Below are 20,137 nucleotides of genomic sequence, written 5' to 3'. Positions count from 1 at the left end.
TTTTATAGGTCTATTTCAGGATCGCCGGGTGAGCGCCGGAGCCTTTTTTGAAAACTTCCGACATTGTTGTAACTTGAGAGCTGTGCAGTTCATCTTGCACCTGAGCATGTAGAGGCATCTTATGTTGGGCTTTCATCGCCATCATCAGTTTGGCATAATCAGAATCCCCACGAAGAGCGATGAAGAACGGACGGTTTCGTTCATCGCCCGCATCTTGCCCTTGGGTTACCGAAGTTTCTTGATTGATGAAGTAAAAATTTTCAGTTTTTACAATTGGCTTATTATTGATTTGGCCTTCGCAGATCAATAGACCCCGAGTCATGGCATCAATTTTTTCGGTATCGGACAAAGAGCGATTGAAAATACCTAGCAGATTACGTCGCTTATTATACCAAGGCCCGTCTTCGTCCTTAGTGAATAAAACAGGATTAATTTTCACCGAGACACAAGATTCGTGTTTGTTAATTAAAATCTCCATCTGGTTTTTTTGGACAGCCATCGAAGTCGTTGCCCCGACAGAAATTCCATTGCTGGCAGATTGAGCATCGCTGGTCGAGTTGGATATTTGATATGAGGTGTCCAATCCTACAGAAAATACGTCAAAAAATTTAAATCCAAGCCCCGCTTTAGTTGAAATGCTTGCGGTCCGGCTGACAGAATTCGTGTGCGAGTTTGTCATTGAAAATGAGGTGCCGACACTGATTCCATGGTTCGAGCCAGCAATTAGCTTAATGCCGCCGGTTTCGTAGACATTCGTTACTTTTTCGAAGACAAAGAACGGTAGATCGGTGTTGCGTAAACTCTGGCCACAAGTTTGATTTACGAAGCCAGCGACAGCCTCTGAAATAGCTCCGCCTTTGTTTTTGTACATTGATGGAAGGAATTCGTAGGCCCACCAAGCACATAGTCCTCGACTCATTTGGGCTGAAGGTGTCCCAGAGCGCAAAAGGTTTTGGACTGCATCAAGATCCATCTTACCGGCACTTTTCGCTAACTTTAGATCTCGGTTTGGAATTCCGTACATTGCTGAATTAGGAAGGTATCGCACCTCAAGACCAGCGATGCCACCAAGTAAGGTTTGAGCCTTCTTGTCGGTTAAATTCAATAGACTTAGGTTTTCTTTGGCGGCATAGGTAGATTTTCCCGCTTTTTCGGCGATGCTTTTTTGCAGAGCCGCGTTAGCGAGTTCTCCTTGAGAGATAATATTATCAATAATACCTAGGTTTTGTTTTACCGCATCTTTTTGTACAAAAAAACGAGTCATAGCTTCTAAGTCTGTGCGAGTAACTACTCTAGAAATCTCGTCTAGATTTAAGATAATTGGACCTTTGAATGTTGGTGAAACAAGACCAGAGTTCCAATCAATGAGGGAGTTCAGCGTTACTAAGTCTTTTGCTTTTTCTTGGCCCTTGGCTTTGGTTTCATCCACCGGATAGAGTTCAATGGCAATGGAGTTCCGATTGCCCCAAGCTTTTAAGTCATTGGTAGTCCAAGTAATTTCCGTCGTGATCTGACCGTTCAGAGCCGTGACTAGTTTGGCCTCGGAAGAAACCAGTGGATTTTTAAAATCATAATCAGGATTTCGCACAACGGCGATTTTTAAAAGATAGATTCCGTCACGAATGCGATCAATGCTCTCGCGGCCATTATTCATGTTCGAGTAGGTTAAAACTTTTGGCTCAATTTTAAAAAGCACTTTCTTTTTGTGGCCTAAAGAAAGATTTTTATCTATTGAGTAGTCATAAGATAGTGTTGAATAGCTGTAGTTTTCAATTTGAATTGTCGATGGCAGAATTTCTTTTGACGAACACGAAGTTTGAAGTTTTTCAGAAGGGCTGACTCGACGCATATCCCTTCCTGCAGAACCCCATTGTTCCCAAGGATTGATAATGATCGGGATGTGGGCGTCGATACCAAGGTTGTTGTTAGTTATTTGAACTTCACCTTTGATATAGCGCTGGCATTCGTAAACTTTGGTGTTGAACGTGATGTCCCATTGAATACATGCAGAATTGTCAGCTTTGATTTCCGTAGTCTCGCCCTGACTTTCACCTTCTCTTTTAAATTTTACTACCTTAAACGTTTGAGCGCGGATGATTTTTTGATCTACGCCATTCTTTAAGCATGCTAGCACTTGAAACGAGACGTCTCTAGTTGTTGTCGTTTCATTACTTACACGTAAAAACTTAAACTCAAGGGGGGCTACTTCAATTTGTGGTTTTTGATAAGATTCTTCATCCACTTTCGGAGCTACGGCTTGAAGTTTTGCCAATGAAAATTCAGGATCCCCTGAAACGAGCGAAGAGAGCTTTAAGAAGCCGCCGGTTTTTAGTGTATCGTATTCGCCAACCTGGTAGAGGCCCTCGAATGGCTTCAGCTTCTGAGAGTTTCCTTTTCCAATCAGACGAAGTCCCACGTAGACTTGGCCGCGAGTGGGAATTAAAGAAAGCTTTATATCTGAGGCAAGAGCCAGAGAACCATTTTTTATCTCGGCGCTGATAAGATCACTTTGTCCTAACAACTTCCACTTATCTGTTCCGCCTTCTTGAATACGATGTAAAAGGTTTATTTGTCCTTCGAAGGCGCCCGAAGTCAGTGGGCGTGTGATAAGGTCTCCATTTGCATTTTTAATTTGAATCGTTGGGCCAAAGCGCAGTTCGTAATTCAGAACGATGTTTTTGGCATCCATGGATTTTTCTAAAGCTAAAAGACGAGCGTCTTCAACCCAAAGTTTCAATGATTGCTGTTGGTTTTGTCCAACCAGCTGCTGTTTGATTTCAGAGTCTTCAGTAATTGTTCCCTCTGGCGCTTTCTTCGCATCTAAGATAACGGCGCTGTCGTTCGTTGCCCATGGGTTGAACGCGAAGGAAACTTTTCGTTGGCCTCGGTAGACGCCTTGTCCTTGAATAGTGCGTTCTAAAAGAAGATATTTTGCTTCTGCGGCTGGGTTGTATTTTACATCTTCCTGCCAAGAGATACAGCCTTCAAGATCGGTTGATTTTTTGATAGCGGACTCCGCAATAGAAAATTGAAGATTTTGAATGCTTTTTCCACGGCTAATTTCTTTTAGGCAAACTTCAAATGAGATCCTTTTGGAATCAGAAATTGAAAATTCTCGTTGAACAGTATCCGGGACAACGTCTGCTTTATAGCTACGAACTGAAAAGTTGGCAGCTGAGTTTTCTTCTTTAAGAAGATCTTTTTGTTCTGGAGCAGGCAGACTGCACGCAGTCAATGCTACCGTGCTAATAAGGGCGGCAAACACCGAGTTCAAATTAAAAACTGAATTAGAATTCTGCATAAGTAGTCTCCAGTTTCAAAATGAGATTGCGTTCTTTCAATTGAATGGGATGTTCGCTAATCACATCCGCCTCGGTGAACCTTAATGCAAGATTGTAGCCATCCTTAGGGAATGCGATTTTTCCTTCAAAACTTTGGCCGTTACGATTTGTGTTAAAGAATCTTCCAGGGGCAAAGTAGGCGAGGGTGGCATCGGATTCTACCCGGAACCGGCTAACTAATAGTTGGGCATTTAAATTTGGGTCAAATTGATAATTTAAAATTCCCCAAAGTTGATAAGCGGTATTCAGTCTTGCAGGGGCTTTGTTGTTTTTTAGATAATCGACTCCAAAGCGAACCGAGGTGGCGCCAAACTCAATGTTTGACTCGATCTTTGTATCAAGTCCACTGTATTTATATTGCCAGCGGCCTTCGGAGTCCGAAATCACCTCTACCGAGTTGCCAAGCCCGTAGGATTTTTGAGCGACGGACGTGGGGATGTTTTCCCATTGGAAGAATCCCGCATGCAATCTAAGGCCGAAGCTGTCTGATTTGTAGTTCCCTTTTAACGAGGCCGTAGTTAACGACGGGGTCTTTTCTTTTTCTCCGGTATTTGAAGCTAAAGAACTGGTTGTAGGAATGGCATTTTGAGCGACAAGTCCTACGACAAGTTGATCTGTAGCTTCTGTTTTAAGTGTAAAGCGGGCTGCAGGAAAGGGAATGCTATCGACAAGAAGGCTTGAGTGAATTTTCTCTTGATTTAAGGCGCCAGCATTTAGTTCGATATTTCGAATAGGTTGAAATTCAATGGCAGCATTATTTAATGTGATTCTATTTTCTGTCTTGTCAGAGGTATCAAATGATTGTGTTGCGCCATTAGAATAGCGAAATATTGGATTGATTTGAAATGATAATTGGCGATTGAGTTTGTAACTGGTTTGCAGGTCAAAATTAAATCCAAACAGTTTTGATTCGCCACGTTCTCCAGTACTTGAAGATCCATTCAAAGAGGCTTTCCACTCTGCATCCCAGCGCTTTGCGATGTTTCTTTTACTGATATTTTCTTGCGCGGATAATTGTGAGACACCACCAGCGTTCGCCAGGTAAGGCAGAGAAATCAGAAGTGAGAATGTGAATAAGCTTTTCAACATGAGGACCTTCCTGCCCCGAAAATATTCAAAATATGTGCGCAATCAAATGAGCCTCTAAAACAAATTACGCTGTTAGTGTTGTCAAAAGAATTAACAGGCATCCCAAGTTTGTCTTTCAATCTCAGATAGATACATATGGAAATCAGAGGAACACTATTGGCTTTGTTAAGTTTATTTTATTGAAGAATTCTTGAAATGCCGCCGAAAAGTTCTACATAAATCAAGGAATTGGGCGGTTATCAATGAGAGCGTTAGTGATAGGTGGTAACAGGTTTCTTGGAAAGCAGCTGGTTAATGAGCTGCTCAAACACGGATTTGAAGTCACAACTTTAAACCGAGGAAACCTGCGACCCCAATATGATGGACCTGTTTCTCAAATTAATGTTGATAGAACGCAAGGGGTTGCCATGGCGGCAGCGTTAAGTGGGAAAAGTTTTGATGTTGTCTATGACATGATTTGCGCAGACCCCCAAACTGCAGCTGCAACAATTGAGGCTTTACGGGGGGTCACGACTCGCGTGATTTTAGCCTCTTCCAGCTTTGTTTATCCGTATGGCCAACATATCCATGAAGAGCAATTTGATCCTGGTCATTATACAATCCCCGGGCAATTTGCGGGCTTGGGGGGCTCGGAGCTTCGTCGTCTAGCCGAAGCTGTCTATGTTCAAAAATCCGGTTTTAAAGTGACTATTGCGCGATTGCCGTTTGTATTGGGGGCCGAAGATTCAACGGGAAAGTTGAAGAAGTTGGTTCGCAAAGTCTTTTTGAAAGAAGACATCTATATCCCCAATAAAAATGCAAGATTCAGTGTTATCACAGTCGAGGATGCGGCAAAGGCGATGGCAAAGTTGGGGGTCTTTTTTCAGGATGGTGCTGTGAATATAGCTTCAGAAGTGCCTGTGTCGATGGGGCAGATTTTAAAAATGGTCGAAGAACTTTCGTATCGAGCCGTTCGCTATACCGATAAGGGGGATTCTGACTCGATCAGTTTGTTCAGTCTAAAAACCGATTGGTATGTTGATACCAATCGGTTACGTAGGTTGGACTTTGTAGCCAAGCCGCCTTCTCAGTGGTTGCCTGCCTTGTTAGAGCAAACTGTGCACGAGGTCAACAAAGGCTTCTAAAGATTTTTTGCATCGAGGTCACTGAAAATTTTTTGAACCAATTTGGGTGTTGAACCTGACAGCTTTTCAATTTCGTTTTTAATGCCTTGATTGAGGCGATGTCGGAATTCAGGCTTCGAAAGCTCTTCGAAGCTTTGACGCCAATCTAAAGCTTGGGAGTTGCTCTGAACCATTGGAAAGCCTTCGATGGTTTTTTGTTGCATCAAAAGTGCCTCACGGTTGTTCAAATGATGTGGGCCCACAAAAACTGGCAATCCTGCAGCGAGGGGTTCCATAACGCTGTGAACTTGTTTTTTAAAAGATCCTCCGACAAAGGCTGCATGACCCCATTGGTAAATCTCTGCTAAGATTCCTACCGTGTCGATGATCAATACATCTGACACCAATTTGTCAGTTTGGGTATAGCGCTGAAAACTCATATTCAGTTCTACAAGATGGGACTCTATTTGCTCTAGATGAGCCGATTGAGTTTCATGGGGAGCGATTATGAACGTCCAGCCTTGGGCCTTTAAGCTTGGAAGCAGGGGCAACAATTGGTCTTCATCTTCTGGCCATGTAGATCCTAAAATAAATGTAGCGTTTTTAGGACGTAAACTTTCTTTTATGACCTGAGGATTTTTCAAGCGGTGAATCACTTGATCGTACCTTGTGTCTCCTAGAACGGATATTTCTGCAGAAAGATTTAACTCTTTTAAAGAGTTTAAATCCGATTGGCTAACTACAAAAACTTGAGTCGTGGCTTCCAAGCTTATTTTCGTTAGATTTTTTGCTAATCCATGAAGACGTGAACTGTTCTGGGCAAAGGTTGCTGAAAAAAGATAAACAGGCACATGTAGCTTTTTGCAAGTCAAGGCTTGTAAAGGCCACAAATCAGTCCTTGCTACCATCAAGGCCTGCGGATTAAATCGTTTTATAAAACGAGTCATCGCAGACGAAGTGTCCCAAGGAAGAGGGCCCCAGACGTCAATATCCGCGATCGAACGTAATATTTTTTTTGCCGAAGGCGACGAATAGGTAACTAAAATTTTGTAATCAGGGTGGATTCTTTTTATCTCGCGGATCACTGGTCGAGCATATTCAATTTCGCCACTGGCCGCATGAATCCATAGGACCAAGCTTTGTTTGAGTTCGGGCTCGTTGATGTTTTTAAAATTCCATGCTCCCATGTGGCCATTTGCTATTTTGTCTTCAAGCATTTCACGAATTTTACCCGACAAAAAGGGACGAATTAAGCGCAAAAACAGAATTAAAATGGGAGTGACCAGTTGATAGATCATCAATGTTGTCATTATTGATTTATCCTTGGCTTTCGGGTTGAATTTTTTTGTAGACGGTCGATTTAACTAGGCTGGGTTTTATCTCCATCATGCATCGATGGTGAACTGAGTTTTTACAGGGGCCCTGGCCGTGTTTACTGCATGGACGGCAAGGAAGGTCTAACTCTAAAATGGTTGTTTGAGGAGTTCGTGAAGGGAAGCCAAAGGGGGCAGGCCCCATGAGTGCTATGACAGGTTTTCCTAATTGCTCTCCCATATGCATAAGGCCCGTGTCATTTGCAATTAAGAGCGAGCTTCGCGCAATAACGGCGGCACTGGCGCCAAGGCTGCATTTTCCTGCAAGATTTAAAACTCGCTCGGGGGCAACATCGGCGATGTCTTGAATGAAAGCATCCTCGGGGCCCCCAAGGCAGACAAATTTCTGGCCAGGCATTGAAAGTATAAGTTCTTTAAAATACTCCTTCGGCCAGCGTTTTAGAAAATAGGCAGCTGATGGAGCGAGTGCGATAAAGGGCGCCCAATCAGAAATCAACTCGTCGGCTTTTTTGAGGCTATCGGGATTAAGGAAGAACTGTGGGGCTGGGGGAAGATTCTTTGAAATACCCCATGCGGTCAAAGGTTCAATCATATCCCGCTGTCCAGAAAAGGGCTGTTCGAACTGATTTATGCGGAAACGAAATAATAAAAAACGTTTCCAGCGTTTCACCGAGCGACGCAAGAATAGAGGACCACCAAAGCACTTTGTCACAATAAAGCTTACGAGCCGAGAGCGGGTATTGTTGTGCGCATCATAAACGTGAGTGAATCCCTCTTGTCTTAGACGCCACGCTAATCGGATCAGCTGCGGCCATTTCTGTTTGCGATCAAAAGACCATATTTTATGAAGTTGTGGATGAAATGCCAGAAGGCCTCTCATGTCTTCTCTTGTGAGCCAATGGATTTGCGCCTCTGGAAATCGCTCTTTAAGTTTGGCTGGAATTGACAAACATTGGACGACGTCACCGATGCTAGAAAAGCGTATTATGAGGATTTTTTCTTGGCTCATGGGAAATTTCTACCAAAGGTGCCCAAAAAGGTCACTTGTATAAAATTTTACGAGGCGATGCGAAAGAGTCGGCTTTAGAGACAGGCACAATGCTTGAACTGTTTTGAGACGAAGGAGTTTCATGCTCAAAAAGCGACTCAGCACTTTTATTATTAGTTCTGTCTTGATTTTTCTATCAAGTACAGCGGCTTGGGGCCAAGTGGTCTCGGAGTTAGAGCTTTTTTCAGACTCTTTCGTGTCTTCTTCATTTGGCGCAACTTCTAAGTCAGATTACCAATTTTTTGCTGCCAGCTTAAGAACCGATCCTGCCGTCGAGTCGGATTTCCGAATGGATGTGGCCGGTGCGGTTGCCTTTGGGGCTCCTTTGTTGAATTACCTGAATGCTTCAGAATTGTATTTCTATAAGGATTTGGGAGCTCAGCAAAAATTAAAACTAGGCCGGGCGAAATTTCTTTGGTCCGAGTTGGACGCTCGATGGGATTTAGGCGTTTGGGAACCTGTATTTAAGTGGAATCCTTTATCGGCCGAGCGACAGGGTCTTTCAGGTTTATTTTGGCAATCTGAAAAAAATGGCATCGAAGTCACTTTATTTGCCTCGGCATTATTTTTACCTGATCAGGGGCCCTCTTTTGATTTAGAAAATGGAAAGTTTGTGCGAGGAAATCCTTGGTTCCGTCGTCCTCCAGAAAGTGTTCAAATTTTTAATGAGACAACCGCAATTGAATATGATTTCACGCGGCCCAACGAATCAGACATTGTCTTTAGAACCAGTTATGGCGGGCGGCTTTTGTTAGGTGAGCAAGAAAAAGTGCGCCTTTCTTTAAGTTATTTATATAAGCCAATGAATCAGTTAGCACTTGCTTATGATGGGGCCTTAAACATCCCTAAAGATCGTGGTGTCATTACGATTGTTCCGGATGTCTTCTATCATACCTTATTAGGCGCTGATGTAGTCGCAAATTCTGGTCGCTTCAGATATGGTGCCAGCGGAACCCTGGATAAACCAAATAATGAAAAGGTTTTTGCACCTGAATTGACCGTGCCTGTGTTTACGAAGGCCTTTTTGGCAACGGCATTTTTAGAATATGATTCAGGTCCTTTTTTGATTTCTATTCAGCGCATGGAAATCTTTGGTGGAGAGATTTCTGAGGAAGGTAAACTTGCTAGCGCGGACCGTAGACCTTTGATGACAAGATATTCGTTTCGACAAGCCAACGAAGTGTCAGGGGTGGTGCGACGCTCTTTAGGTAAAAGTCGGCGGTTTGAAGTTCGGGGCTCTTTAATGGGAAGTGATCGCGGTGATTTTTCGTTGGTAAAAATGTATGGGAAACTAAGTGTAAGTCAATTATGGCATGTCTTTGGTGAGGTGCAGCTGGTTGATGCCGCGCAGGTGTCGGCTCAGAATCAAAACGAGATCGCCCAATATGCAAATAACGACCGATTTATGTTAGGAGTTTCTTATGTTTTCTAAGAGGCTCGTCAATCGGAATTCATTGTCCCGCGGTCTTGCTTTTACCCTAACGGTTGTGATGTTAACCTCTGGGGTGTCTTGCACGGACTATTTAAAGGGCGAGAAAAGTAAACCTGAAATTATTGAATTAAATAATTCTAAATTGCAGTGTTTGGAAAAGTTGCCGCAACAAATTAAAGATTTCTCAGAGGGAATCGCGAAGGACTCTGACTTAGGTTCTGGTATTGGCTGTATGCAGGAAGCCCTTACTTATTTTAAGGAACGAACAGTTGGATCGGTCAAAGATGGATATACGTCTCAGGACATGAGAAGTTTTTTTGGTAAGTATTTTTTAAAGCAAAATAACGTTTCTCCTGAACTTGCAAATGATCTGATGCGCCTGAAGCAAGCTCTGCTTGGTGGTTCTGATAGATATATTTCTAAAGGCGAAATCGAGCGTTTGGTGGATTTACTTTCTGAGTTTAAAAGCGAATTAATCTTGGTGAGCCCTCATGTTAAGAATTTGACTTTACGTCAGTCTCAATTTGATGAAGCTCAGTTTAATGAGGCCATCAAGGTCTTTAGAACTAGTTTACACAGGTTGTTCTTAAAAACCGAGTTAGTTCGCTCGGGATATTCATTCAACGAAGCGAAAAGTTTATTTTCAGGGATTGCCGACTTCGTAACAGGGGATCAGCCTTTTGCATTGTATGTTCAGGCGTCAGATCTTTTGCCTTTAGTAGAAAATATTAAAGTTATATTGTTGGGCGCAGATGCTCAGCTTTTAACTGCAAACGACTGGAGTCGGGCGGTTGACGTCTTTGTGGATCTTTATCATTTGTTATTAAAATCTGGGTATACCTTACGAGGTGTTCAGGTTGCAGACGCACGAACAACGAAGCACTATACGGATTTGGCTCAGACCTTAATTCAGTTACTTGAAAATAGCCCTCGGATGCAGCGGGAAGGATATATCCTTTTAAAAGATATCGACACCTTGGTTGCCGATGTGAACTCTCGAGGCTGGTTGCCGATCAAGGTTTCCAATAAATCATTGCAAGAGACCTACCGGGTGATATTGGCTCGGATGTTGGACTCTGAGCGACGGGGAGATAGTCGCGCTCTATTTGGATTGCAACTAAAACACTTAAAGGCGCTTAAGTCTGAATTGAATAGTTTCGCGCTGATACAAGATTTCGTGAACCAAGTCACTGCTAAGATGCCTGTGATTCCCTATAAATCTTTAGTGGGACTAGCTGGTTTATATAAAGCTGAGGGCAAAGCTCAAAAGATTTCTAGCGACGACGTCATGGAACAAAAAATGTTAAAGGCGGGATGGGAACATTTTGTTCGACTTCTAGCTCAGCCACGTCCTATGCACTTTGATAGCAGTGGCCGTGTGACAATTAGATATTCCCAGAATCTTGTAGAATACAACTGGGCAAGTTTGACCCGCTTTAACGTGATGGTCAGTCTTTCACGTTTATTAGTGATGGGTTATGCCGATTCGGGAGGCCCTTTCGAAACCATGAGTCTTTTAAAAGATGATAGTCGAAAGATTAATGGCCTGGCACAGTGGTATGCTGATTTTGACAGTCTTGGAGTGGAGCTTAAGGCTTTCGATCCTCGATCAAAAAACTCTGGAAGTCGTTCTTTCCTTGAAGCTTCGTTATTCACGCCAGCGGGGGACGGTGACGAGCGATTAAATGTTGTTGAAAGTTTTGAATTTGTGTCCATTTTGTTAAGTGGCGGCCTTGGGACTTCATCATTGATTCAACAATCGTTAGATCAATCAGGTTGTCAATTGCCCGAGCAGCGAGACGTTTTTGATTTTGCGAAATACAACGAAGAATGTGCAAAGAGGGTATTGCGTCGAGAGTTCCATAAGTACTTTAGCAATTTGCCGAATATGGCTGGCTGGGTGCGAATGTTGAATCAAAATGATTGGGACGAGTTTTATGGAAACTTGTTGGCTGTGGCCCGAGTTTCAAACCCCAAAGAGGGGATGGTTGAAGTGGCGGATATTAGAACCGCTGTGATGATATTGCATTATACTGAATCTTTGATGACCATTTACGATGCTGATCGGTCTCAGGCCTTAAACTCTAGCGAGATTCGCACAGCTTCGGTTCGTTTTATGGGTTTTTTGCGTAATATGAGCCCTGGGACTGGGGATGAGAATTTAGCAGCCGCGTTTGCCTACCTTGTTTTAAAGGGTGAAAAGCCGTCTGCGGCAGATGTGATCGGGTTTCGTCTCAAAGACAGTCTTTTTGACACGGGACAGGCACATCGAGGTCAGATTTTAAAAGTTTTCAGAGTTCTGAAGGATGGTCTGAAGTAAAGATTGATCTAAATCTAGAACTGCAATAGAAATAAAGGCTATGCTATGGCCCTATATTATTCTTTCATATTTAAGCCTTTTTGCTCTGGGACTCAGCGATAATATTCGTGGGCCCGTCTTTCCCGAAATTTTAAAATCATTTCAGTTGAGTGACACTCAAGGAGCCTGGCTTTTTGCGGTATCAGCTACGGCCAGTTTTTTTGGTAGTTTGTCGGGGGCTCGATTATTGAAGCGCATGAATAAGATCCGAGTGCTCGATATCGGCTTGATTGTTTGTGCGGCCGGATTGCTGGGTCTCGCCCTTGCGCCCAGTTTTGGAATGATGCTTTTTGCCTCGGTTTTTTTTGGTTTAAGTATGGGAATAATGGGAGTCAGTCAAAATACTTTAGCGGCCTTGGGATCTACTCCCGAGCGCCGCAATCAAATTCTGGCTGGCTTGCATGCAATGTACGGTCTTTCCAGTTTACTGGCTCCCTTATTTGTCAGTTTGATTTGGACCTATGCAAATAACTGGCGCTGGGTTTTTGGTTTTGCTGCTATTGTCCCAGCGGTTATTGCCGTCTATTCTATTTTTATTGCGCCTAAATTTGAACCATCCTCGGCGCCGACGACAAGCAATCAAGGTGCAGAATCTTTTAAGTGGAGATTTTGGGTGGCATTGATGTTGGGCTCCTATGTCGTGACTGAAATTATGGTTTCTTCTCGTTTAGCCCTTTATATGACCCGGGTTCAAAACGAGAATTTGCAACGAGCCAGTTTTTACGTCAGTGGTTTTTTTGTTTGTTTGCTGGCGGGACGATTGCTTTGCACATTCGTCCATTTTCGATCAGCATTAAAAAATCAATTGTTGCTTTGCTTCGGCGCTTCGATTGTCTGTCTTTTGCTGGGCCTATATTTACATCCAATTGGATTCGTGCTTAGTGGTTTTACGATGGCCCCGGTTTATCCTTTGGCGATAGCTTATATGGCGGAAAAGTTTCCTGGAAGTTTAGAATCCACGATTTCAACAGCCATGGCGACTCAGTCCTTTTTGATCGTTCTCATGCACGTTTCGGTCGGACGATTGACGGACTTATTTGGAATTCACCAAGCTATGTTGTTTGGGCCGGCTGCAATTGTGGTTTCTGCAATCTTACTGTGGTTCTTCGATATTCAAAGAAGCAAGTATTCGCCGATTACGAATGAATCTAGTGCAAAAGCTAAAGTTCAGATGGAGTCTTAAACGTGAAGTTCGTTTTTCTGTTTATTTTTAGTGCTATTGCTTTTTTCTTTTCGGCGAAGAGTTTGGCTTCAACGTCTTCTTTGGATCTTTACGAGGATCCCGAACTTGTCTACCGACAGCCTTCTTCGCTCGAGACTCCCGAACGGGATTTTCTGATCGAGCTAACGGGGAAAGTCACACACTTTATTGATCATAAGTCTGTGGCGGTGCAGTCCGATCAAAAAGAGTGGTCTTTGGGGGATATTCTAGCTGTAGAATCCCAGTTTAAGGATGTGGGTGTTATTGCATTTTTGGAGGTCACCGAAATCAAGCGTGAGGGACGCGGTCGTATTTTGATTTGTCAGCTTTTGCGAAGCACGCGGAAAAATTTTGTTCAGGTGGGGGATTCCGTTTTCCGGGTCGATCTGACTAAATTTAGCGAACGTTACAAGGGGAGCACCGAGCTGTTGGTAAAAAAAACGGATCAGTTGATTTCTTCAAAATATCACTATTTGGTGACTCAAGGTTTGACGATTGGTGAAACCGCCCAGACTTTACAGAAGGACGAAGTCTTAGCGACTTGGTATTCGCAGATGTACTACGGGGTGACACCGAATCTTATGGTGGGAACTCTCTTGCTTGGGAATTTAGCGGGGGCACCGAACGTTCAGGGTAAATGGAGATTTTTTAATTCGGAATCAAATATTTTTTCGGTGGCTTTAAACGTCGCAAAAATTCCAACCGAACCCAGAACCACGGTCAACGCCACTTTTTATTGGGATTCAATTTCTTCTGAAAGCGTCATAAGTCATACTTATCTTTCTTTGGCTCTTTTGTCTTTGGAAAAAGCCGAGGATAAAACGGCTATCAAGGCCTTTGGTTCGTCCTCGATTCAGACGGGTTATGAATTCATTCAAGATGATTGGAATCGTATATTGGTGGGGCCAACGTACTCGTTTGAAAATAAAGCGGTCGGTGGATATTTTGGGTACATGAAGATTTGGGATCGTTTTCACCTACTACTGGCTCTGAACTCGACAAATATTTCAGAGTTCCGCCCTTCTGCTCAAAACGGCTATTTCTTCTTCTTTGATGCGTTCTGGAGATTTTAAGATGGATTTTTATTTAGTCATTGCTCCGGGATTGGAAGTGCAGACTCTATCTGAAATGAAAGAAGTTTGGCCTTATCTAATTGGTAAAGATGGCCAAGCTCATAACTCGGCTTTTCCAAAGTACGAGATGGATCGCGGAGGCATTGAATTTAGCTGCGACGAGATTCTGGCTTATCAATTGAATTTCTTTTTAAAAACACCGACACGTTTACTTCAGCGAATCAAGCGTTTCAGAACTCGGGATTTTCCTAAAGTTTTTCAAGAGATTTCTAAAGTCCCTTGGAATCAGTTATTAAATAAAGAGCTTTCGGTCGAGTTGCATGTTTCAGCTCAGAAGTCTCGGTTAAATAATGAAAAGCGTTTGTCCTCGGTCTTAGAAGAAGTCCTGCTTAAGAATGGATGCAAGGTTGAAAAAGAAGCACCTCAGGCTATTTATTTAAGAATGGATAATGATGATTGTACTTTGTCTATCGATACGACCGGTGAAATGCTTTATAAAAGAGGCTGGGGATTGTTGAAGGGCGAAGCACCGATGCGAGAAACCTTGGCTGCTTTTGCGATTCGCGAGTTAATTTTTGATAGTCCGTTGCCTAAAACACGGCAGATTTGCTTATTAGATCCATTTTGTGGATCGGGTACCTTATTGCTGGAAGCTGCTTCGCTTTATGCTCCTCATTGGCAGCGACCTTTTTCTTTTATTCATTTTCCAAGTTGTCCTAAAATTTTCAAATCGGACTCTTGGCGCAAAAATTTTCGGCTTCTGCCAAACCCCATTTTTAAGTCTTATGTCGGCAATGATCTTAGCGCGAAGGTCTTAGAGGCTGCTCGTCAAAACAGTGAAGAACTGGGGCGCCAGCTCTTAGAGGTCCACAGTCAATGGGCATCTACATTTAAATGGCATAATGGCCCTTGTGGAAGCCTTTCCGGGGCCCCATTTTTAACTGACTTGGCCGAGGGGGATGAAGTTTGGATAGTGAGCAATCCTCCGTATGGGGACCGCGTCCAATTAGGCGCCGATGGAGGCCTTCAGCAGCAAATTACCCACGTCTTAGGACAAGGACAGGGGCGCATTACGCGGCTTGCACTGCTGCTCCCGCCAGAAGAGGCCCAGGCTTTACACTTCCAAGGCTTTGAAAAGACCAAGGAAATTCCTCTATCTAATGGCGGACTGAAAACTGTTTGGACAGTGTGGTGTAAAATTTAAGGATTTGGTCAAGAGGCTCTTCAGAAGGTCGCTTTTTAGAGTTTCTTCGTTTATAACCAGTCCCATGAAAACAATCAGAGTTATTCCTAGTTTATTTGTGTTGGCTTCTCTTTCTATGACGGCCTGTGCTCCTCGTGATGTTGCGGTCACCAGTCCCGAAGAACGGGCCTTTATTCAATCTAGAAAAGGTCGCACACCAACAGTTGGTGCTCAGGGTGCCCAAAGCAAAACCGGGATTATTGAAAAGTCTGATTTACGTGTTGATGATAAAGCTGTTGCTTTGGTGCTTCTTGAAAAGCAGGCGGAAGTTTTAGAAGTCATCGCCGCCTCGCAGTTAGATCGGTATCAAACCAAGGGTGCCTACAGTGTCGAAGCTAAAGCCAAAGCGGCAAGCTTAGAGCGCACTCTTTTGGTGGCTCGAAATAAAGAGACAAAAGTAGAGTCCGCTGAAGCCTTGAAAACTATTTTAAATAGTGAGTGGAATTTTGACGTCTATAAGGAGACCGCCGGTGAAGCTTCAAAGATCGTAATGATCGAAGGGAAAAATAAAGAAACAAGAATTTCTTTGGATCGCTCCCAAAAATCAGATCGAAATACTCCTAAGTTGTTTGCGAACTTGAATCTATCCAATGCCGAATTGCGAGCTTATCCTATTAAAGATTCTGCGGCATTCAAGGTTTACTACTCTGCTGAAGGTCTTTTAAATGCAGCCAAAGATAAAATGTCAGCTTGGCCGGTAAAGTTAAAAATCGAGATGGATGTTGATCTTGCGGACTTAACAGCAGCAGAGCTTAAGATCTCGAAAGTATATTCCTCAATAATCGTTGGCGAGGCAAAACCTCGAGAGATTCGTTTGTTTTTACCAAAAGAAAAATCTTTAACCTTCAAAAATGATAATTGTCCGCAAATTGTTGGCTCTATACAGGTTGAAACACCCATTTATAAAAAAGGACAGGGGGATCGTCCAGAGTTTCAAAAAATTCCTGTCGAGCTTGGCGAGAATGAAGCGAACTTTGATAGCGGCAAATACACTTCCCCTAATAAAGCTTGCGGTCAGCGACCAACGGTAGATCTAAGTAGATTGTTAAATTAAAAAAAAAGCCACATCGAAAGATGTGGCTTTTTTTTATCTCTTTTTCATTCTTACATAAAGTGGGAAGTGGTCGGAAACTCCGGTCTTGTCGTCGTTGTCCCAGCGATTTGGATATTTTCCACGACGAATATGAATTTCGTCATAGCGAATAGCATCGACCGTTTCAGGAAGGATTCTGTAGGATCCTTTGCCATCAGCCTGCAGGGCCTTCGAGTATAATTGAGCATCAAGGAAGGACCAGCTGCGACGATAGTTGTGAGTACCGGGGCATTCTTTACAGCCAATAAAATGAGACACCCAAGTCGTTGGAGTTGCGATTTTCTTGAAGAGTTTTGCCTCTTCTTCCTCTTCGGCGGTGATATTTAAATCGCCGCCTCCGATGGCCATGTATTTCTCGTTATCTCCATTAACACGTTTCACTAATTGAGTTAGGGCCTGTTCGCGCCAATGAGTAGGATTGGCCTGGGAAGGGAAGTGGGCGCCAAAAACATTTAATACGTCGCCGTTGGGAAGTTTTAATGGAACTTGCAGGATACCACGTGTATCCGCATAACGATCTTTTTCCGATGGTTTTTTGACGATCTCAACTTTATGAAGCTGAGGTGTCCCAGCCAGAGGAAAACGCGAAAGCAGCCCAACATCGATTCCTCGTTTGTCTTCGCCTTCAATTAGGACCACGGTTTGGTAACCCGCTGCTTTGAGGCCTTCTTCGTTAAGGCGTTTCAAGATTTTTATGTTTTCTACTTCAAGCACTACTAGAATGTCAGGGCCATTGCCATCGACGCCTAAAACAATTTGAGAGATATTCTTGATTTTTGCCTTGATCGTTTCATCGTCATAGTCAGTATTTAAGCATTCCGCTACTCGACTAGGAGAGTCGTTTTCTTCGCAGCCTTCGCGATAGGCTTCCACTTTCTTTTTAAGTTTTTTAGGCAGATAGGTGAAGTCGTTCTTCCCCTCATCGTGTTCAGCATCAAAAAGGTTTTCTACGTTAAAGGTCATAAAAGAGACCTCATCATCACTTTTTGCTGGAAGAGACCATTTATTGGGGGTCGTCTTGATCGAGCAACTAACTAAAAAGGTAAAAAGAACAAGGAGTGTCGAAAGTTTGTACATTGGCTTTTTCATGGGCTGCAGTTTAAGCAAGTTTTAAGGGGAGGTCCATCAATATTCGGTCAGGATTTGTTTAAAACAAAGGGGAGCCTTGTTTGATACTTGGTGTTATGGTACAAATTCGCGGTCTAGCCACTTAGAGGTGTTTAATGTTTCAAAGATATCGTCCCGCTATGAAGTGTTTCTTGGTTGCCGCATCCTTTCTAGTTTCTGTAGCGTCTTCCGTGCCGGCTTTTGCAGAGGACGATATCAATGTCTTTGCAATGGATGGGGCGGGGCTCTTTACAAAGTTTCGTTACTCGTATTTCTCGATTGGTGGAATGACAGCGAAGCAGTTAGATGAAGGTGGCGGATCTTTTAGCAATTACAACTATGTCGGTGTGAACTACAAATGGGATGACGATAGAAAGTTGGCTTTGCGTTTGCCTTTCTATTTTAACACCGCGGGCTTTGATAAATATGGCAATAATGTGCCTCAAAAAGTGGACATGGCAGATGTTGTTTTAGCGGCGACCTTTTATGACCTTGGCTACATTGGACCTGTCGATTTATCTGGAACTGTGAAATTGGGATTACCTACATCAAAGTACAGTCAGATGAATAAAATGATCGCCTTTTTGTCGATGGACCTTTTTGCCGATTATACTTTAGCGCGTTTTACGACTCTGACTTATTTGGCTAAACCCCGTTATTACTTCCAATCTCAAAAAGCTTTTTTTGATTCGACAACACGAACTCGAGACGATGGCTCGTACGTGACTGATCCTCGTCGCACAAATAAAATTGCCGATTTTGAACACACTCTTCAAGTGACTCGAGATTTGAATCGCAGCTGGGCCGTGAAGGCTCGTGTTGGAACGGATGAAACTTGGTACTATGGATCTTCAGCTGAAGGTTTAAATGGTGGTCATATGACCAATGGAATAGCGGGAATGTCAGTTCAATATCGTGCGACTCGAACTTGGATGGTCGCTGTCGGTGTCGATAATATGCCTAAGTTGCTTCCATACCGTGACCGCAAGACGGGCAAGGTTCTTGAAGAGGTTGCTTTCTTTAGACCTAAAGACAATTCGTACACTTTGCAGTTAAATGGTGTTCTGTTCTAAAAACTGCGATCGATTGTAACTTCGATCCTCTCGTTACTTATTACGTCCTCAAAGCAGATCTGCACCGCGCTTAGGTGAATACGTTCATAGTCATATAGGCGTGGTCCCCCGTAGGCAATATCGCCTACAATTGGACAATTCATAAAACTGGCTTGGGCGCGAATTTGATGGGTTCGCCCTGTCAGCAATTGAACTTCTGCAATCACGCTATTTTCTTTATTCTGAAGCGGGTTGATTTCTAACAGGCATTGCTGCCAGTCGTTTCCCTGGGCTTGAGCGGCCACATTTTTTGGTGCCTTGGGTGATGGCTCCATCCAGTGTTCCCATAATCCCCAACAAGACGGGGTTTTGCTCAGTTCGGCGTGATAAGTTTTTTTCAACTGACCACTTTTAAGGAGTCCATTAAACGCTGTTTGGGCTTGCGCATTTTTCGCAAGAACTAACAATCCCGAAGTTGGTACGTCCAAGCGATGGGTCAAAAACAAAGGCTTGTCTGGATACTTTAAGGCCCATTCTGCCAGCAGGTTTTCTTGCAGGTTGTCCACCGTTGGATGACAGGGGAGACCATGAGGCTTATTGACGATCACAAAGTTGGTGTTTTCAAAAACCAATTCAACAGAACCAGCGCGTTTTTCAAGCGGAAAACGGCGTGGCTTTGTATGAACTCGGAGGTACTGACCTTGATGGATCCATATATCTTCATCACCAATTTGGGGGGCGATCCTTTGCTTTTCCACATAGACACAGCCAAAAGTGATTAACCATTGAGCATTTTCAAGCGGAAGTTCTAAGGACTCAGAAATAATTTGCGCCAACAGCCCCGACTTAGGACTGTAAAAATGACGAACACCGTACTCAAAACCTCTGGCATTGTTCAGAATCATGAAAACGACATAGCACAGCGCCTTAAGGGTATTCAAGCAGATGATTATAAAAGATAGTGGTGGCCAATGGAATTAGCTCACGAACCCATTTTTCAATGGCTAGCTCAGTTTGCGTATCAGCCTTACATGGTTTATCTATTGTTGGTAGGCATGATGGTTTTGTCGTCGGTTGGCTTGCCTCTGCCTGAAGAGGTGACTCTACTCAGCGTTGGTTTTTTGGCATTCATTGGTTCTCATCCCGATAAATTTCCGCCTCCGTACCCAGGTGCTCCTGTTGTGGAGGTGCATACTGCGGCAATCATTGCATTCTTGGCTGTTTTTGGATCGGATTTTTTAATCTATGCCGTTGGCCGACATTTTGGTCGGCCCTTGCTGGAACGCCCCACCTTTAAAAGATTTATGCCGGATTCGGCGATGCAAAAAGTAGAAGAGTGGACTAAAAAGTACGGAGCCTATGCTTGTGGTATTTTTAGATTTACGCCGGGTATTCGTTTTCCGGGGCATTTAGCCTGCGGAATTTTACATTTTCCAGCTTGGAAATTCGCGGTGATCGATGGGATTGCTGCATTGGTTAGTGTGCCGACGCAAATTTATTTGATCGCCCATTATGGAGATTCGATTTTGGGTGTATTGAAGCAATTTAAATTGGTTTTGTTTTCGGCACTTGGTTTGGCTCTTCTATACTTCTTATTTAAGAAATGGCGCGAAAGAGTCGCAGCAAGAAAGAAAGTATAAAAAAAGCCTGAGAATTACTCAG

15 protein-coding genes are annotated in these 20,137 nt (G+C 43.4%); 9 read left to right on the top strand and 6 right to left on the bottom strand.

Translation table 11 applies throughout. The annotated features are described in order from the left end of the window. Positions 1 to 10: 10 nt before the first annotated feature. Positions 11 to 3,301: a hypothetical protein gene (locus AC04MN_RS14460; RefSeq protein WP_475383924.1), complete on the bottom strand. Its 3,291-nt coding sequence runs from the start codon at positions 3,299 to 3,301 to the stop codon at positions 11 to 13. After that, complete coding sequence (locus AC04MN_RS14455; RefSeq protein ID WP_475383923.1) at positions 3,288 to 4,430, bottom strand: hypothetical protein; 1,143 nt, start codon at positions 4,428 to 4,430, stop codon at positions 3,288 to 3,290. Before AC04MN_RS14455 ends, AC04MN_RS14460 begins: the two co-directional genes overlap by 14 nt. Positions 4,431 to 4,672: 242 nt before the next feature. Between AC04MN_RS14455 and AC04MN_RS14450 the strand changes: the two genes are divergently transcribed. Continuing rightward, the gene (locus AC04MN_RS14450) at positions 4,673 to 5,554 is read left to right on the top strand and encodes an NAD-dependent epimerase/dehydratase family protein (RefSeq protein ID WP_475383922.1); all 882 of its coding nucleotides are present in this window, start codon (positions 4,673 to 4,675) and stop codon (positions 5,552 to 5,554) included. On the opposite strand, the gene AC04MN_RS14445 is transcribed toward AC04MN_RS14450, so the two are convergent. Next, positions 5,551 to 6,843 (bottom strand): 3-deoxy-D-manno-octulosonic acid transferase, encoded by a 1,293-nt coding sequence (locus tag AC04MN_RS14445; RefSeq protein ID WP_475383921.1) that lies wholly within the window; start codon positions 6,841 to 6,843, stop codon positions 5,551 to 5,553. The genes AC04MN_RS14450 and AC04MN_RS14445 overlap by 4 nt on opposite strands. A 7-nt stretch (positions 6,844 to 6,850) precedes the next feature. Continuing rightward, the gene (locus tag AC04MN_RS14440) at positions 6,851 to 7,876 is read right to left on the bottom strand and encodes a glycosyltransferase family 9 protein (RefSeq protein ID WP_475383920.1); all 1,026 of its coding nucleotides are present in this window, start codon (positions 7,874 to 7,876) and stop codon (positions 6,851 to 6,853) included. 121 nt (positions 7,877 to 7,997) lie between these two features. On the opposite strand from AC04MN_RS14440, the gene AC04MN_RS14435 reads away from it, so the two are divergent. The 6 genes from AC04MN_RS14435 (at position 7,998) to AC04MN_RS14410 (ending at position 16,277) form a co-directional block, all read left to right on the top strand. Next, positions 7,998 to 9,347: a hypothetical protein gene (locus AC04MN_RS14435; RefSeq protein WP_475383919.1), complete on the top strand. Its 1,350-nt coding sequence runs from the start codon at positions 7,998 to 8,000 to the stop codon at positions 9,345 to 9,347. Beyond that, a complete protein-coding gene (locus tag AC04MN_RS14430; protein ID WP_475383918.1) occupies positions 9,337 to 11,667 on the top strand; it encodes a hypothetical protein in 2,331 nt (776 codons plus the stop codon). The genes AC04MN_RS14435 and AC04MN_RS14430 overlap by 11 nt, the downstream gene beginning before the upstream one ends. Positions 11,668 to 11,707: 40 nt before the next feature. Continuing rightward, positions 11,708 to 12,889, top strand: coding sequence for an MFS transporter (locus tag AC04MN_RS14425; RefSeq protein WP_475383917.1), 1,182 nt, complete (start codon positions 11,708 to 11,710; stop codon positions 12,887 to 12,889). 2 nt (positions 12,890 to 12,891) lie between these two features. Next, the gene (locus AC04MN_RS14420; protein WP_475383916.1) at positions 12,892 to 13,980 is read left to right on the top strand and encodes a hypothetical protein; all 1,089 of its coding nucleotides are present in this window, start codon (positions 12,892 to 12,894) and stop codon (positions 13,978 to 13,980) included. A 1-nt stretch (position 13,981) separates the two neighbouring features. Further along, positions 13,982 to 15,184, top strand: coding sequence for an RNA methyltransferase (locus AC04MN_RS14415; protein ID WP_475383915.1), 1,203 nt, complete (start codon positions 13,982 to 13,984; stop codon positions 15,182 to 15,184). 64 nt (positions 15,185 to 15,248) lie between these two features. Further along, the gene (locus tag AC04MN_RS14410) at positions 15,249 to 16,277 is read left to right on the top strand and encodes a hypothetical protein (protein WP_475383914.1); all 1,029 of its coding nucleotides are present in this window, start codon (positions 15,249 to 15,251) and stop codon (positions 16,275 to 16,277) included. A gap of 33 nt (positions 16,278 to 16,310) precedes the next feature. Here the strand turns inward: AC04MN_RS14410 and AC04MN_RS14405 are convergent, their stop codons facing one another. Further along, positions 16,311 to 17,405 carry an endonuclease/exonuclease/phosphatase family protein gene (locus tag AC04MN_RS14405; protein WP_475383913.1) on the bottom strand — a complete coding sequence of 365 codons (1,095 nt, stop codon included), beginning with the start codon at positions 17,403 to 17,405 and terminating at the stop codon, positions 16,311 to 16,313. Positions 17,406 to 17,539: 134 nt separating this feature from the next. Between AC04MN_RS14405 and AC04MN_RS14400 the strand changes: the two genes are divergently transcribed. Beyond that, positions 17,540 to 18,496 (top strand): hypothetical protein, encoded by a 957-nt coding sequence (locus AC04MN_RS14400; RefSeq protein WP_475383912.1) that lies wholly within the window; start codon positions 17,540 to 17,542, stop codon positions 18,494 to 18,496. Here the strand turns inward: AC04MN_RS14400 and AC04MN_RS14395 are convergent. Continuing rightward, positions 18,493 to 19,416: an RluA family pseudouridine synthase gene (locus AC04MN_RS14395; protein ID WP_475383911.1), complete on the bottom strand. Its 924-nt coding sequence runs from the start codon at positions 19,414 to 19,416 to the stop codon at positions 18,493 to 18,495. The two genes, AC04MN_RS14400 and AC04MN_RS14395, sit on opposite strands and share 4 nt — an antisense overlap. A gap of 30 nt (positions 19,417 to 19,446) precedes the next feature. Between AC04MN_RS14395 and AC04MN_RS14390 the strand changes: the two genes are divergently transcribed. Next, a complete protein-coding gene (locus AC04MN_RS14390; RefSeq protein ID WP_475383910.1) occupies positions 19,447 to 20,115 on the top strand; it encodes a DedA family protein in 669 nt (222 codons plus the stop codon). The last annotated feature ends 22 nt before the right edge of the window (positions 20,116 to 20,137 follow it).

It is taken from the genome of Bdellovibrio sp. ZFWA1, from assembly GCF_056175665.1.
Note: the sequence above shows the minus strand (reverse complement) of the source record. Positions and strands in the feature narration are given on the sequence as shown.